We start from the raw sequence: 14775 nt of genomic DNA on the forward strand, positions 1-14775 counted from the left end.
ACTTGAGTAAATGGGGGTGTCAAGTGCAGGTTGAGGGTTGCCAGTGTGGCTAGAGCGCATGAAGAATTGCACCGAGCCGTTTCGAGACTCTTGAAACGTTTGAGGACGTAGGGGAAGACGATCCTCGTCTTACGTGCATGCGCGCGTCAATGAAAGGACTTTCCCTATGACTGTCACACTTCTGGACTCAGCCCTGTCTGCACCAACCCTCAGCCCGGTTGCGCCACGGGAGCGGGCTGTCCTCTCCATTAGCGGAATGCCCCGCCACCTGCGCCTGCGCGTAGAAGAGCTCATGGCCGAGCACCTCAGTCCTGCTGAGCTTTCCGAGTTTTCTCTCGATGCCGCCGGTCTCGACGATGCCGACCTTCATGACGCCGCGATCTGGGACACCCGCTGGTTCACCCGGTGGACGCGCGACCCGGGACGTGCTGGGGTTGCACCGACCGTCAGCTGCCGCGAGATCATTGACGCCCCAGCCAATGAACTGGCCACCTTCCGGGCTGCGCTGACCGAACTTGCCGGTACGTTCCGGTTCTCGGCAAGGGTCTAGCGCTGCTGGGCACTCCGGTATGGTTGCCGGGGTCCTTCCTGCCGCGTGTGTGAACGATTCAGCCCGAGACGCCCCATTAGTCGACGTGCACATTGCTGTGAACTGGACTTATAAAGACCGGGGCATGGGTTGGTGCGCTACATCGTTCACACCGGGCCGAGAGGCATCGGGGCGTTCACCCTAGGGTGAGGAGTTCTGGTCGAGGTGGGCGGCGGCGTCGCTAAGCGTGGCCCAGCTGTTCCACAGCTCTTCGTCGATCTGGACACCGAACTGCTCTTCCGCGCGGACGGCGAGCTCGATGCGGGTCAACGAGTCGACCCCGAGACTGTCCAGGGTGTCTGTGCCTTTGACCTCGTCCGCGTCGTCGATAGCGCCGACCTGAACCAGCAGTCCCGCAAGCTGGGCCATGGTGTCGCCTTCGAGCGGGGTCGGCTCGTCCGACGTGGTGGCGTCGAGGCCGAGCTTGCCCAAGTCCAGACGCTGTGAAAGTTCCATGACCCCATTCTAGATACCATTCCCGTATGCCTAACTACCTGCGCGCCCTTAGCCCCGGCACCCAGCGCACGCTCATCGCGATGCGTCGCGAGCTGTACAGCGGCTCGGGGCACCTCGGCCTGACCGGCATGCGCACCGGCGCCACGAACCACGACGGTCTGAATGTTCACTGGTACGAGTGTGGGCCGGAATCGCCTGAGGCACTGACGGTCTTGTACGTTCACGGCTTCAACATCTCTTCGCAGTCTTTCTACATGCAGGTCAGGGCTTTGCAGCACCTTCCTGTCCGGCAGCTGCTGGTGGACTACCGGGGACACGGGCTCACCGCCGACCAGGGCGCAGATTTGTCCGTTGATGCCGCCGCAGACGACATCATCGCCGTCGTCCGAGGCCGGGGGATCACCGGGCCGGTCATTGTGGTGGGGCACTCGCTTGGCGGGCCGGTGTCGCTGTCGTTGATGCGCCGGTATGCCGGTGAGCTCAATCTGGCCGGTAGCGTGCAGATCTCGTCGTCAGTGGACCCGTTTACCGACCGCGGGATGCCCCAAGCCCTCGGCGGCACGGCTGGCGCGGCGCTCTACCGCATGGTGCAGGCACTGCCGATCCTGTCGGAGAGCGTGAGGGTCGTGGTCACCGAGACGCTTGCGCCCGTACTGGCGGTCGGTTTCTACGCGCCGGGAATGTCCTGGGATGTCGTGGAATTCCACGCGGCCATGATCCAGGAGACTCCGCTGGACACGTACTCGGGATTTTTTGATGACCTCCGCGACCACGACGAGCGCGCCGCTGCCGACGTGCTCGCGACCATCCCAGGCTTCATTCTCGTCGGCGACATTGACACAGTCACGCCGGTCTCACAGTCGCAGGAACTCCACAAACTGTGGCCGCAGGCAAAGTTCCAGGTGCTGCCCGGTTCCGGGCACATGCCGCCTCTCGACGCACCCGGTGCTGTGACCACGGCCATCCGCCGCCTCGTCGACCCGCTTATCGACAAGTCTGAAGACCAGGCACCCTAACTAGCTGAAAACCATATCCGCGCGGAGATCCGCGCCGGGGCGGCCCCACGCGCGGTACTCGCGGATGTAGTCCTGGGCGAACATCCACGGGTCGACGCCGGCCTGGGTGGGCAGGTCTTTCCGAGCGCGCACCAGGTAGCCGGAGTCCATGTTCATCAGCGGGATGTCAGCTTCCAGGTCGGCGGGGAAGCGCGGGGTGGCCTGGGTGTAACCGTCATTGTCCATCATGGACCACAACCGGCACATGTACCGGGAGACCAAGTCTGCCCGCAGTGTCCACGACTGGTTCAGGTAGCCCACCGTGAAAGAGAAGTTGGGCAACCCGTCGACCATCATTCCGCGGTACGCGACGGCATCCGGGACGGTCTTTTCTTCACCGTCTACGAACAGCCGGGCGCCGCCAAAGACCTGGATATCGAGTCCTGTTGCGGTGATGATGATGTCGGCGGGGAGGGAAGGGGCGTCGACAAGCGAAATGCCGTCGGGCGTGATCTCCTTGATTTTCGCGGTGACAACGCGCGCACCGTCCTGCATAGCCTTGAAGAAATCGCCGTCGGGGGATTTGCAGACGCGCTGGTCCCAGGGGCCGTACGGCGGGTTGAAGTTCTTGAAGATCTCGCGGAACGGAATGTACGCGCGGTTGAGCGCCATGAAGTAGCCGCGGGCGGGCCACGGGAAGATCTGGCACATCCAGTACTGCGCCATATCGCGGACGATGTGCATCGCGCGGGCGGCCGAGAGCGCCTGCTTTTCCGGCATGATCTTCGTGGTCACGGCGGTGAAGTTGTCGCGGTTGAGCAGGGGAGCAACGTAGGTCGGGGTGCGCTGGAGCATGGTCACGTCTGCACCACGGTCATGAAGCGCCGGCAGCAGCGTGATCGCCGTGGCACCTGAACCGATGATGACGACCTTTTTGCCTGCTAGGTCCAGGTTTTCCGGCCAGCGCTGCGGGTGGATGAGCGTGCCCTCGAACGTGTCCGCGCCGGGAATGTCCGCCGTGAAGCCGCGATGGTGCTTGTAGTAGCCGGAAGAGAAGTGCAGGCGTTTCGTCCAGATCGTGCGCTCAGCCGTCGGCGCGTCCGTGTGGCCTTCGGGGATGTCCTGACCGTCCTCGCGGGTGTGCATGGTGACTTCCCACAGGCCTTTCTTCGAGTCGAAGTTCGCCTGCTCCACCCAGGTGCTCAACGTCAAGCGGTCGAATACGCCCTCCTCACGCGCAACATCCTCGACATACTTCTGGATGTTCTCGCCGCTGCCCAAGCTACCCTTGTGCGGCCAGCGCTTGAACGGGAATGAGAACGTCGCCATATCCGAATCCGAGCGAATACCGGGGTAGGTGAAGGTCACCCACGTACCGCCGACCTTCTTATTGGAATCGACGATCTCCCAGTTCCAGTCAGGAAAATTCTCGTTCACATGGTGCGCTAGGTCGACACCGCTCAGTCCAGCGCCGACGATGAACAGGTCCAAAGGATTCTCGGGGCTCATGGTTCAAGCCTAGATGTTTCTTTTGGCTATCGAAGCGAGTCTGGTTGTGAAACATCGCGCAGCAGTTCATGCACCGTTTTGCGATACTGAGCCCATGGATGATGGGGAGCTGCTGGGTGCTGCGGTGATTCTCGCCGTCGCCGTGATCGTGCCGAGCCTTTTGGCGCTTTTTCCTTCGCTCATTCGCTATGGCACCACGTCGGCACCGCTTTGACTACGGGAGTGCTGTACTCCCTCTACTTTTCGCAACCTCACAACGACTACAGCACCACGCAAGCCGCCGGTGCCCTCATCCTCATCATGCCTTTTGCCGGGTGGCTCTTTGTCTACCCGTTGCTGACGTTGTGCTCGGTAGCAGGGATCGTTGCAGGAAGGAACCGTATGCAGGACGGACGGACCGGTCCGCAACCTCCGATGTTTGACCACCGACGATGAACAGGGCTAAAGGGGCAGAAGTTTTCGGTTCGCCGTCGCCCCGGGACGCATCGCTTGTCGACGATCCCTCACCCACACCCCCAGCGCCACCAGGACGAGAACAACGGGAAAGGCGACCCATGGAACGAGGGCCGCGATCTGCATGATCCAGAAGATGTCTGCGGATCCGTTCTGACCGTGGTTCCGGTACACCTCATAGCTGCAGTAAAGCAGGAAAGGCGAGGCGAATCCGACGCATACACCGCCGGCAGCGGCAGCAGATGGGGTCCATGTCCGTGGGGATGTGGGCAGCATTAGACCCAGGCAAAACCACATGCCCAGGAAAACAATGAGCGGGATGGGAAGGGCCAGAGTCTCCACGAATTCTGGAAGCGCTTGGAAGTCAACCATTTGGACAGCGACCAGAAACGCGACTGAGAAGGCGAGCAAAAACACACCCGAGCCCAAGCCCGCCAGAATAGGTCGCGTCAAGCCGGTCAACGGCGTTCGTGTTGCGCGGTGTCGTAGCACTGCGACGACTATTACGACGGCAAGCGGCACCGCGAGCAGAAGATGGCCCAACAGTGCCGAAGCCACCGCATTTCCAACTGCGCTCATGCACCGACACCGACACTGTGCAGATCTAATCGGGCTTCCAGGTTCATGCTCTCACCCTAAAGGTTGGAAGGGTGATGAACGGTGTTTCGCCGCTAGCCTGAACCGTTGCGTCTGCGTCAGCGCTTAACGGGGGCGCTTTTCGCAACCGACTCCATCGCCGTCGCGGTCGAGGTGGCTACCGTAGCCCGGCTCACCAGAGTTAATCGGGCGGCCGAGTTCGTTCCAGACTGCTCGGCAGTTCGGGTAGTACTTGGACGGTTTGGGAGCGGGTTTGGGCGCAGGCTTTGGTGCCGGGGCAGGTGCAGGCTTTGGGGCGGGAGCTGGCGCTGGCTTAGGAGCGGGAGCCGGTGCAGGTTTCGGAGCGAGAGCTGGCGCAGGCTTGGGAGCTGGACCCGGAATAACACCAGGCAGCGGGTTGGGGATCATTCCATTCTGGATTGCCCAGAACGCGCCGCCAGCGATCGCGGCCAGAGCAACGATCGGGACAAGGACGATGGCTGCGATTTCGCCGTCAGACAATTGACCGCGTTCGCTTGACGACGATTGGTCGCCCTCGCTAGACGTCGACTGGTCACGTTCGCTGGAAGTCGATGACTCGTCGGTGTCGGCCGAGCCGAGGGTCGACTGTTCGGGATTCACGGGTTCTGCTACAGCAGGAGACAGGCTCGCAACACCCACCGTTACGGCTGTTGCCAGAGAAATGACAGTTTTCTTCATGGGAAAAGAATCTAGCATTTTCGCTATTAGTGCACTTGGAAAGTAGGTTCCGCGCCGCTTATGGTCTTCGACCTGCGCTTATAGACGGCCGCAGCTGAATTTATTATCGTTTGCAACAACCTACCTTTGCCCCCAACGTGGGCGCTGTGGCTACGGCGGCTCCGGTGGTCCGGGTGGCAGTGGTGGACCCGATTCGCCCGGCTGGTCCGCGACGAGGGCGGCTGCGGACCAGGTGCGCGGCGACTCTGATAAGAACTTGCCCGCAAAGAAGAAAACCGCCCCGAACAGTATGAGCACGGAGATCATGCCGAGGACAAAGCTGAAGTTGAAGAAAAACGCGCCAAGCATGACGAAAGGGAAACAGGCCACTAGGCCTCTCCCGGCGCCGATGGTCAGAGCCTTTCCGGCCTCGGCGACAGGTGTTTTCGCGGCTATGTAGCGCGCAAACCCCGCGGTAGTCCCCAGGGCAACCGGAATCATCCCGATCAGCAGTGCGAGCCCCGCCGCACCCCACGCCCCATCGGTCCCGCTCGTGGAAGATTGAGCAATCACAAATGGTGCCATCGGGTCCCTGTATCTGTATCGCGCCACCGGGGTCGTTTCCAACGTGTTGCCCGGCCTGCACCGGCCCACGTCCCCGGAAATACTATGGCCCATGAGGCTAAAGCGACACCTAATAATGCCGCGAAGGGGTTGTAGAACCCGATCGAGCCAATGCCGGATGTCAGTTCGAAGTGGTAGTGCAGGAACAATGCAGGGGAACCGAACCCGAGGCAAGCGCCAGCAGCAAGGGCCGAGGCGGCTGAGATCCAACGGTTAGTCCCGGGTACTGAATGACCCGCCACGTTGCTAGCAGCGATCCATATGGCCAGTGGCACTACGACGACGAGGAACGCCAAGGGTGATTCTAAGTGTCGTGGGTCCATCAATCCGATGGCCCACACAAAGAAAAACCCGGCTACACACACAAGGACTCCAACCCCAAGGCCGAGCAGCAAATGCTTCTGAATGTTCTTCAAACCACCGTGTCGCCACGCCGCAATCGCGACGATAGGGAGCAGGGGCACAGCGAGCACCACATGGCTCAGGGCCAGGGCGGCAGCCCCATCCGACAAACCATTCATGCTGGCCCAGCATACGGAGTCGGGGCTGGTCCGGCGGGTTCTGGACGGAAGATGTAAATGGTGATCGCGGCCGTGAATAACAGCAAGGGGAACAGCGTCAGCCACACGCCGAATGCGCCCATGAACGCTGCGAAGACGAAGTCGCCTGGAGCTGAAGTCGGTGGCGCGCTTTTCGTCCCAATGGCTACCCAGATGGTCACAGCACCGATGCATGCGAAGCTGGCGGTCGCGGCAAACAGCCCGGCCGCCGACCAGGTCCGCGGTGAATTCCGCAGCAGCCACCCCGAGGCGATGCCTGCAGCCAGAGCTGCAAGGAATCCGATGGCCATGAATCCGTATACCAGTAGCGGCGCAAACGTAATGAAGCCCAGTAGTCCCACGGCGGATCCCAGCGCGAAGGGCTTCCGCAGCTGGCTCACTGGGACGCCTGTTGTGTGGTACCGGATCGCAGCGAGCATGAACACCAACCCAAGCGGGCCCAGCAGGATGCTGAAAATCATGGCGAGCTCAACCATGTGTCCAGGTTACCTGCCGTCTAGGATCCATAAGGATTCTCGCATTTTCGTGCCGTCTGGAAGGGCTTCGTAAAACGCCAGCTGGCGTGTTGCGGCAGTGGCTCCAGTTACTTGACGTGTGGACGGCACGAAAATGCGAAAGAGCACATGCGTATCGACGGCAGCGGGCCAGGCTGCCACGCGGCGTCGATAAGCGAACATGCGAAAGGGGCCGCCCAACGGCGACCCCATGCATGGTCTGGATGGTGAAGCGGGCTAGATCGCTCCCGTGAATCCCAAGAAGAACGCGATGATCCCAGCGACGATGTTGAAGGCGAAGATGCCAACAGCCACCCACGCGCACCAACGCTCAGTCTTCGGTGCGTTCTTGGACACGAGGGCGTAGATTGCCAGGCCGAAACCGACGAACAGGCAGATGATGGCGAGCGGAAGTGTCCAGGATGCAAGGTTGGAAAGCGGGATGCTGATGATGGACAAAGCCATCGCGGCGCGCGCGTACCAGTTGGCGTTGTCGAAGCGGCCCGGCTTCTGGTTCTCCTGCGGGGCAGGGGCCTGGCCGCCTGCCGGGTAGGAGCCTGCGGGCTGGCCCGCCGGCTGCTGGTGCGGGTTCTGGTTCGTGTACGGCTGGGAGGTCGTCATGGTAGGTCCTTGCAAAGCTTACGGGATATTAAGACGGTTCTAAGCTAAACCGCCCCCGCGCGATTGGCAAACGCAACCGTAACTTCAAACACGAACGCCCGCGCACAGAATGGGCAGCGGGCGTTCGCGCGATCGAGGGTGGTCATTGACCCGGTACGTTGGCCCGGACTACTCCATCCCGCTCTCCGGGCTGTAGTCGGAGTCGGGCTTGGCGGCCGTCGGGTCGTCGATCTTGAACTTCTTGGCTGCGTCGGCGGCCACGGAGATGTCGATCTTGCCCTCGTCAGCCAGCGCGGTCAGAGCCGCAACCACCATCGACTCAGCATCGATGTTGAAGTAGCGGCGGGCAGCTTCGCGGGTGTCGGAGAAACCGAAGCCGTCGGCGCCGAGGACAACGTAGCGGCCCGGGACGTACGGGCGGATCTGCTCGTGCAGGTCCGTCGCAAAGTCCGAGGTAGCAATGTACGGGCCCTCGGTCTGCTTGAGCTGCTTCGTCGCGAACGGCTCGTCGTGCTCGCCGGACGGATCCTGCAGACGAGCCTTGTTCAGGGCAGCACCGTCGCGTGCGAGCTCCGTCCAGGAGGTCACGGAGTACACCGCTGCACCGACGTTGTACTCGTCCTGCAGGATCTGCTGTGCCTGCAGCGCCCAGCGCATGCCCACGCCGGAGGCGAGGAGGGAGACCTTGTTCTCCTTGTCTTCAGCGCCGCGGTCGTACAGGTAGATACCCTTGTGCAGGCCCTCAACATCGAGGTCGTCCGGGCGGGCCGGTTGGTGGGTCGGCTCGTTGTAGACGGTGAGGTAGTACATGACGTTCTCACCGCCGTCGGGGCCGTACATCCGGTCGATGCCCTTGTTGACCAGGTAGGGGATCTCGTAGGCGAACGACGGGTCATAAGGAATGACCGACGGGTTCGTCGACGCCAGGATGGGGGAGTGGCCGTCGAGGTGCTGCAGGCCCTCGCCCATCAGTGTGGTGCGGCCAGCAGTTGCGCCGACGATGAAGCCGCGGCCCATCTGGTCGGCGGCAGCCCAGAAGTTGTCGCCGGTGCGCTGGAATCCGAACATCGAGTAGAAGATGTACATCGGAATCATCGGCTCGCCGTGCGTCGCATAGCTCGTGGCGGCGGCGAGGAAGCTTGCCGACGATCCATCCTCGTTGATGCCCTCGTGCAAAATCTGGCCCTCCGGCGCTTCGCGGTAGGACAGCTGCAGGTCGTGGTCGACCGGGATGTAGTTCTGGCCTTTCGGGTTGTAGATCTTCAGAGTCGGGAACCAGGAGTCCAGACCAAAGGTACGGGCCTCGTCTGGGATGATCGGCACCACGCGGCGGCCGATCTCCTTGTCGCGCATGAGCGCCTTGAAGGTACGAACCAGCGCCATGGTGGTGGCTACATCCTGCTTGCCGGAGTCCTTGAACACGGCCTTGTAAGTCTTGTCCAGGTCCGGTACTTCAAGCGGTGTGTACTGCGCGCGACGTTCCGGCAGGTAGCCACCGAGCTCTTCGCGGCGCTTCTTCATGTACTGGATCTCTTCAGAGTCCTCGCCAGGGTGGTAATAGGGCGGCAGGTTCGGGTCCTTCTCCAGCTCTTCGTCGGAGATCGGAATGCCCTGCATGTCGCGGAAGAGCTTCAGGTCCTCAGCGGTGAGGTTCTTGATCTGGTGGGTGGCGTTGCGGCCTTCGAAGGTGTGGCCCAGACCGTAACCCTTAACAGTGAAGGCGAGAATGACAGTCGGCTTGCCGTCCTTCGTCTCCAGCGCCTTCTTGTAGGCGGCGTAGACCTTGCGGTAGTCGTGGCCACCGCGGCGCAGGTTCCAGATTTCCTCGTCGGTCATGTCTTCGACGAGCTTCTTGGTGCGCTCGTCCTGGCCGAAGAAGTGCTCGCGGACCCATGCGCCGTCGTTGGCCTTGAACGTCTGGTAGTCACCGTCCGGCGTCTGGTTCATGATGTGGACCAGAGCGTTGTCCTCGTCCTTCTCCAGCAGCTCATCCCACTCGCGGCCCCAGATGACCTTGATGACTTCCCAGCCGGCGCCCTTGAAGAAGGCCTCCAGCTCCTGGACGATCTGGCCGTTGCCGCGGACGGGGCCGTCGAGACGCTGCAGGTTGCAGTTGATCACGAAGGTCAGGTTGTCCAACTCGTAGTTGGCGGCCATCTGGATGCAGCCGCGGGATTCCGGCTCATCCATCTCACCGTCACCGAGGAACGCCCAGACGTGCTGGTCAGCAGTGTCCTTGATGCCGCGGTCCTGCAGGTATTTGTTGAAGCGTGCCTGGTAGATCGCGTTCATCGGGCCCAAGCCCATGGACACAGTCGGGAACTCCCAGAACTCCGGCATGTCGTGCGGGTGCGGGTAGGACGGCAGGCCGCCCTGCTCGCGGGAGTGCTGCTGGCGGAAGCCGTCCATGTCATCTTCGGACAGTCGGCCCTCCAGGAACGCACGGGCGTAGATACCGGGGGAGGCGTGGCCCTGAACGAAGATCTGGTCGCCGTGCTGCGGGTGGTCTTTGCCGCGGAAGAAGTGGTTGAAGCCCACTTCGTAGAGCGCCGCTGCGGACGCGTAGGTGGAAATGTGTCCGCCGACCTTAATGCCCGGGCGCTGAGCGCGGTGCACCATGATGGCAGCGTTCCAACGGATCCAACGGCGGTAGCGCTTCTCCATCGCCTCATCGCCGGGAAACTCCGGCTCGAGCGTGGTCGGGATGGTGTTGACGAAGTCCGTCGTTGTCAGCGACGGCAGGGGAACACGTTTTGCGTCGGCACGCTCCAAAAGGCGCAGCATGAGGTAGCGCGCACGCTCAGGATCAGAGTTCTCCAGGAGCCCGTCGAAGGAATCCATCCATTCCTTCGTTTCCTCCGGGTCCGGGTCGTGCATGTAGGAAGCAACTCCATCGCGAATGATCGCGTGCTGGGAGTCGTTCCCAGCAGTTACTTCTACGTCGTTTTCAGCCATGTCCATACCTCCGATACGGGATTCTTGCTGCACGTCACGGCGCCTTTCCCGGGTTGCGGGGGCACCGCACGTCTACATCTTCTAGCGTAGTTCTTTTTGTCTATGCACGCCGTGGCGCAGCAGGAACGGTATCCTGGCAATATTGTTAGTCACCGTTTGAGGAGGAAAGCACACAGTGGGCGCCGGTAGCGCTGAGAATTTCGTAGATAAGCTGGGCATTTCCGGCGACGACATCGTCCAGGAGCTCGGGTGGGACGACGATTGTGATTCGTCGATCTCCGAGGCTATTGAGGACCGGATCGGCGAGGCGCTTCTCGACGATGAGACCGACGAGCTCTGCGACGTCGTCCTTCTATGGCACCGCGCTGACGATGAGGACCTCGTCGATGCGCTGGTCGACGCTACTCGAAACCTTTCCGAATCTGGTCGAATTTGGCTGCTCACCCCGGGTGCGAACCAGGCTGGTGAGGTCCACCCCGGCGACATCTCTGAGTCCGCACAGCTCGCTGGACTCGTGCAGACTAAGGCGGACCGCCTGGGGAACTGGCAGGGGTCTTGCCTGCGCTCTGCGGGTGCCCGCAACTAGCCCTGTGAGATTCCACACCCCTGCTGAAAAGCCCCTTTAAGCACCCCCAAATCTCTACCCCCGAGCATGCACGAGAGCCGTTGGCTCGCGACGTCTCGTCCAAGCGAACCTTTAAGGGCCTCGCACCTCACCCCAGCCTCGACGAAGACAAGACCACCGAGACATAGGCGAGAAGAAAGCGCCCATCGCGTTGTGCGGATGGGCGTGATTTCTCCTTTTGTGGTGCGCCATGACGGGCTCGAACCGCCGACCTACTGGGTGTAAACCAGTTGCTCTTCCAGCTGAGCTAACGGCGCGCGTGTCGACGATGCTAGCACGCAGGCGCGTCACCCAACAAAACCCTAGAAACCTTTGAAAACCCGAGAGAGCTCTAGAAGCGCTCTTCGGTTTCTTTCTGAGCCCACGGGTTCTTGCGTGAACTTCCGTACCGAGCTCGGGCAGGAGCTGCTGTCGCCGCCGGGGCTTTGGGTTCGGTCTCGGTCGTCCCAGAGGCTGACGACGAATCCGGCGCAGGGGCGGGGGAGTCGTCGGCGATGGGATTGACCAGTTCGGCGAGTTCTTCTTGCTCCTGGCGGTAGCGGCGGCGCTCGCGCACCTCGGAATAGAGGAAGTAGATCAGGCCGGCCGGTGCCATGATGCCGAAGGCGATCCACTGCAACCCGTAGGACAAGTGGTTGCCGCGGTCGAGCTGCGGCAGGGGGACGGGGTTGAGAACGCCTGGTTGGTCGGACAGCAGCTGGGCGTAGGGCTCGGCGAAATCCGAGCCTGACTCGGTCAGCTCGGCAATCTGAGCGGGGCTGATGGACTGCACCATGGTGTAGCCCTGATCCTGGGTGGCTCCTTCGGGGTGGGGGTCCTCCGGGGTGCGGATCATGGCGTTGAGGGTGACTGTCTCGGTCGCGGGCGGGGCGGGCAACTCGGGAACAGTCGTGCCGCCGTCTTCGGCAGGCACCCAGCCGCGGTTGATCAGGATGACGGTGCTGGAATCGTCGTCAAGCTGGAAGGGCACCAGTGACTGGAACGCTGGGGCTCCGTCGACGGGCCGCAGGCGAAGCAGAACCTCGTCATCGGGCACGTAACGGCCGGTCAGCGAGATCCGGGTCCATTCGTCGGCGGGGTCGTAGCCGCCGTCGAGAAGCGTGGCGGCGGGGACGGGGTCTGCTTCGAAGGCGGTCTCAATGCGCTCGTTGCGCTCGACGATGTCGTGGTCCTTGTTCAACTGCCACGGCGACAGCCATGTGATGGCGAACCAGGAAAATGCGAGCGCCAGAATGAACGCGATGACCCAGCCGGGAGTCAAAAACGACTTCCACACGGAACCGGTTCGGGTCTTTGGCGCACTCACGCTTTCAAGCCTATTAGCCCGCGGGCACGGGGCCGAATCCGCGCAATCAGGCTTCGCGCTCGCGGACCCATTCCACGATGCCGGGCGCGGCGGCCTCAATCTGCTCGCGCGTGGTGGTGAAGCCTTCCGGCCCGCCGTAGTAGGGGTCCGCCACGCCGGCGTCGGCGGGGGAGGAGGGATCGAAGGAACGCAGCAACCGGATCTTGTCCTCGGGCACGCCGCGGACGACCAGCTCAGAGATGTGGCGGGTGTCCAGAGCCACGATTAGGTCGGCGTCCAGCTGAGCGGCGCCGAACTGCTGGGCGCGGTGGGAGGAACCGTCGTAACCGTGGGCGGTGAGCTCGTCCAACGCACGGGAGTCGGCAGGGTTGCCCACATGCCATCCGCCGATGCCGGAGGAGGTGACTGTGACGTGGTCGAGTCCGGCGCTGACAAGCGCATCGCGAACAATGACTTCTGCCATGGGTGAGCGGCAGATATTGCCTGTGCACACGAATTCAATGTGCGTCATGGAAGTTCCTTACAATCGTGTCCAGTTCTGCGGGCGTGTGCGCGAGAAAATCGGCCTGCTCCCACTCGGAGGAAGTACCGTAACCCCACGCAACAGCGGCAGTGGGAATGCCGAACGTGGCCGCGCCCTCGATATCGTGCGCGCGGTCACCGATCATCAGCCCAGTGCCGCTGGGGATACTTACCTTATCAAGAACATGGGCAATCACGTCGGCTTTGGCGCGCCGCGGGCCATTTTCCTGCGCGGCACCGAGGAAGTCGAAGTAATCCAGCAGGCCTTCCCGCTCGAGGATGGCGCGAGCAAAGCCTTCGCCTTTCGACGTCGCCGTCACCAACCGGAACCCGTCCGCGCGCCAGCCAGCGAGGAGATCTCCGATCCCGTCGAACACCGTCGCTCGTTCCCACCCGCCGGCGCGGGTGAAGGACATGTAGGCGTCGAAAGCCTCGTGCAGCTGCGCGCTGGAAAGCCCCAGGGAGCGCAACGTTTCCTCCATCGGCGGCCCCGGGATCCGGGCAATGAATTCATCAGAAGGGTGGTCGACCCCGACTGTGTCCAGGGCGTGGAGGAAGCCGTCGCGAATGCCGGGGAAAGAGTCGATCAGGGTGCCGTCAACGTCCAACAAGAGGGTGGTCATGCCACACAGCCTAAACTGGAGCGCATGACTACCGTCGGCGATGTTGTTCACGCACTCGAGACCGCCTACCCGCCGCGTCTCGCAGAAAGTTGGGACGCGGTGGGCCTGATCTGCGGGGATCCGGCAGAGCCCGCCCGCAAGGTCGTGTTCGCCCTCGACTGCACGCAGGCCGTCGCAGAGCGCGCAGTGGAACTCGGCGCTGACCTGCTGGTGGTCCACCATCCACTGCTCATGCGCGGGGTGACCTCGGTGGCTGCGAACACGCCGAAAGGCAAGGTCGTGCACACGCTCATCCGCGGCGGTTGCGCGCTGTTCGCTGCGCACACGAACGCCGATTCTGCGCGCCCGGGCGTTTCTGACAAGCTCGCCGAACTCGTCGGCATCACGCCCGGCCGCCCCATCAAAGTCGTCGACCCAGCCGCGCAGGACCTGTGGGGCGTTCACATTCCGCCCGGCGACGTCGACCGCGTCATGCAGGCGCTTTTCGACGCAGGCGCCGGCCACATCGGCAACTACTCCCACTGCGCCTTCGAATGGGACGGGCGGGGCGGTTTCACCCCGGAAGAGGGCGCGGACCCGACAGATGGCGAGGTTGGTGAGCACTTCACCGGCGAGGAAACCCGCGTCCAATTCGTCGCACCGTCTTCACTACGCGGCAAGCTCACAGCGGTACTGCGTGGGGCGCACCCGTATGAGGAGCCGGCATTCGACATCGTCACGCTCGAGTCCACCGTGGACCTGGAGACGGCGACGGGGCTGGGGCGCGTCGGAAAGCTCGCGGAGCCGATGACTCTGCGCGCGTTCACGCAGCAGGTCGCTGATGCGCTGCCGGAGACTGCGTGGGGCGTGCGCGCTGCCGGTGACCCGGACCAGATGGTGCAGACGGTGGCAGTGTCATCGGGTTCGGGCGACAGCTTCCTGGACGCTGTATCCGCGCTCGGCGTGGATGTGTACGTCACCTCTGACCTGCGCCATCACCCTGTCGACGAGCTTCTGCGCGCCGGCGGGCCTGCCGTGATTGACACTGCGCACTGGGCCAGCGAGTTCCCGTGGACGAGCCAAGCCAGCGAGGTTGTCGCGGAGGCGTGCCCAGAGGTAGAAACGGAGATCATCACTCTGCGCACCGACCCGTGGACTATTTCCGCGCACCCGAAGAGTTAGGAGACAA

15 protein-coding genes and 1 tRNA gene are annotated in these 14775 nt (G+C 62.6%); 4 read left to right on the forward strand and 12 right to left on the reverse strand.

Annotated elements, in window-relative coordinates:
* Positions 1 to 166: 166 nt before the first annotated feature.
* Positions 167 to 550, forward strand: a complete 384-nt coding sequence (locus KBX19_RS09920; RefSeq protein ID WP_050748795.1) for a hypothetical protein — start codon at positions 167 to 169, stop codon at positions 548 to 550.
* A gap of 180 nt (positions 551 to 730) precedes the next feature.
* Here KBX19_RS09920 and KBX19_RS09925 read toward each other — a convergent pair whose 3' ends face one another.
* On the reverse strand, positions 731 to 1045 hold the full coding sequence (locus KBX19_RS09925; protein WP_255998748.1) for an acyl carrier protein: 315 nt from the start codon (positions 1043 to 1045) through the stop codon (positions 731 to 733).
* A gap of 26 nt (positions 1046 to 1071) precedes the next feature.
* On the opposite strand from KBX19_RS09925, the gene KBX19_RS09930 reads away from it, so the two are divergent.
* Positions 1072 to 2061 carry an alpha/beta fold hydrolase gene (locus KBX19_RS09930; protein WP_255998749.1) on the forward strand — a complete coding sequence of 330 codons (990 nt, stop codon included), beginning with the start codon at positions 1072 to 1074 and terminating at the stop codon, positions 2059 to 2061.
* Here the strand turns inward: KBX19_RS09930 and KBX19_RS09935 are convergent, their stop codons facing one another.
* From KBX19_RS09935 to aceE, 7 genes are all read right to left on the reverse strand, one after another.
* On the reverse strand, positions 2062 to 3549 hold the full coding sequence (locus KBX19_RS09935; RefSeq protein ID WP_255998750.1) for an NAD(P)/FAD-dependent oxidoreductase: 1488 nt from the start codon (positions 3547 to 3549) through the stop codon (positions 2062 to 2064). It abuts the gene before it with no gap.
* A gap of 441 nt (positions 3550 to 3990) precedes the next feature.
* Positions 3991 to 4581, reverse strand: coding sequence for a hypothetical protein (locus KBX19_RS09940; protein WP_005289401.1), 591 nt, complete (start codon positions 4579 to 4581; stop codon positions 3991 to 3993).
* A gap of 123 nt (positions 4582 to 4704) precedes the next feature.
* Positions 4705 to 5220, reverse strand: coding sequence for an excalibur calcium-binding domain-containing protein (locus KBX19_RS09945; protein ID WP_005289402.1), 516 nt, complete (start codon positions 5218 to 5220; stop codon positions 4705 to 4707).
* Between the two features lie 228 nt (positions 5221 to 5448).
* Positions 5449 to 5862, reverse strand: coding sequence for a hypothetical protein (locus KBX19_RS09950; protein ID WP_255998752.1), 414 nt, complete (start codon positions 5860 to 5862; stop codon positions 5449 to 5451).
* A gap of 556 nt (positions 5863 to 6418) precedes the next feature.
* Entirely contained in the window at positions 6419 to 6937 is a 519-nt protein-coding gene (locus tag KBX19_RS09955; RefSeq protein WP_005289406.1) for a hypothetical protein, read from the reverse strand.
* 255 nt (positions 6938 to 7192) lie between these two features.
* Positions 7193 to 7576, reverse strand: a complete 384-nt coding sequence (locus KBX19_RS09960; RefSeq protein ID WP_255998754.1) for a hypothetical protein — start codon at positions 7574 to 7576, stop codon at positions 7193 to 7195.
* A 168-nt stretch (positions 7577 to 7744) separates the two neighbouring features.
* Positions 7745 to 10537, reverse strand: coding sequence for a pyruvate dehydrogenase (acetyl-transferring), homodimeric type (aceE, locus tag KBX19_RS09965; protein ID WP_370687021.1), 2793 nt, complete (start codon positions 10535 to 10537; stop codon positions 7745 to 7747).
* Positions 10538 to 10706: 169 nt separating this feature from the next.
* On the opposite strand from aceE, the gene KBX19_RS09970 reads away from it, so the two are divergent.
* Positions 10707 to 11117, forward strand: a complete 411-nt coding sequence (locus tag KBX19_RS09970; protein WP_005289414.1) for a DUF3052 domain-containing protein — start codon at positions 10707 to 10709, stop codon at positions 11115 to 11117.
* Between the two features lie 220 nt (positions 11118 to 11337).
* Here the strand turns inward: KBX19_RS09970 and KBX19_RS09975 are convergent.
* The 4 genes from KBX19_RS09975 to KBX19_RS09990 form a co-directional block, all read right to left on the reverse strand.
* Positions 11338 to 11413 (reverse strand) — tRNA-Val (locus tag KBX19_RS09975).
* Positions 11414 to 11487: 74 nt separating this feature from the next.
* Positions 11488 to 12462 carry an SURF1 family protein gene (locus tag KBX19_RS09980; RefSeq protein ID WP_370687020.1) on the reverse strand — a complete coding sequence of 325 codons (975 nt, stop codon included), beginning with the start codon at positions 12460 to 12462 and terminating at the stop codon, positions 11488 to 11490.
* 46 nt (positions 12463 to 12508) lie between these two features.
* Entirely contained in the window at positions 12509 to 12973 is a 465-nt protein-coding gene (locus KBX19_RS09985; RefSeq protein ID WP_005289417.1) for a low molecular weight protein-tyrosine-phosphatase, read from the reverse strand.
* Positions 12960 to 13607: an HAD-IA family hydrolase gene (locus tag KBX19_RS09990; protein WP_255998756.1), complete on the reverse strand. Its 648-nt coding sequence runs from the start codon at positions 13605 to 13607 to the stop codon at positions 12960 to 12962. Before KBX19_RS09990 ends, KBX19_RS09985 begins: the two co-directional genes overlap by 14 nt.
* A 24-nt stretch (positions 13608 to 13631) precedes the next feature.
* On the opposite strand from KBX19_RS09990, the gene KBX19_RS09995 reads away from it, so the two are divergent.
* Entirely contained in the window at positions 13632 to 14768 is a 1137-nt protein-coding gene (locus KBX19_RS09995) for a Nif3-like dinuclear metal center hexameric protein (protein WP_255998757.1), read from the forward strand.
* Positions 14769 to 14775 lie beyond the last annotated feature (7 nt).

Origin of the sequence: Corynebacterium sp. CCUG 71335 (assembly GCF_024454075.1) — a bacterium.
Taxonomy (GTDB): Bacteria; Actinomycetota; Actinomycetes; order Mycobacteriales; family Mycobacteriaceae; genus Corynebacterium; species Corynebacterium genitalium.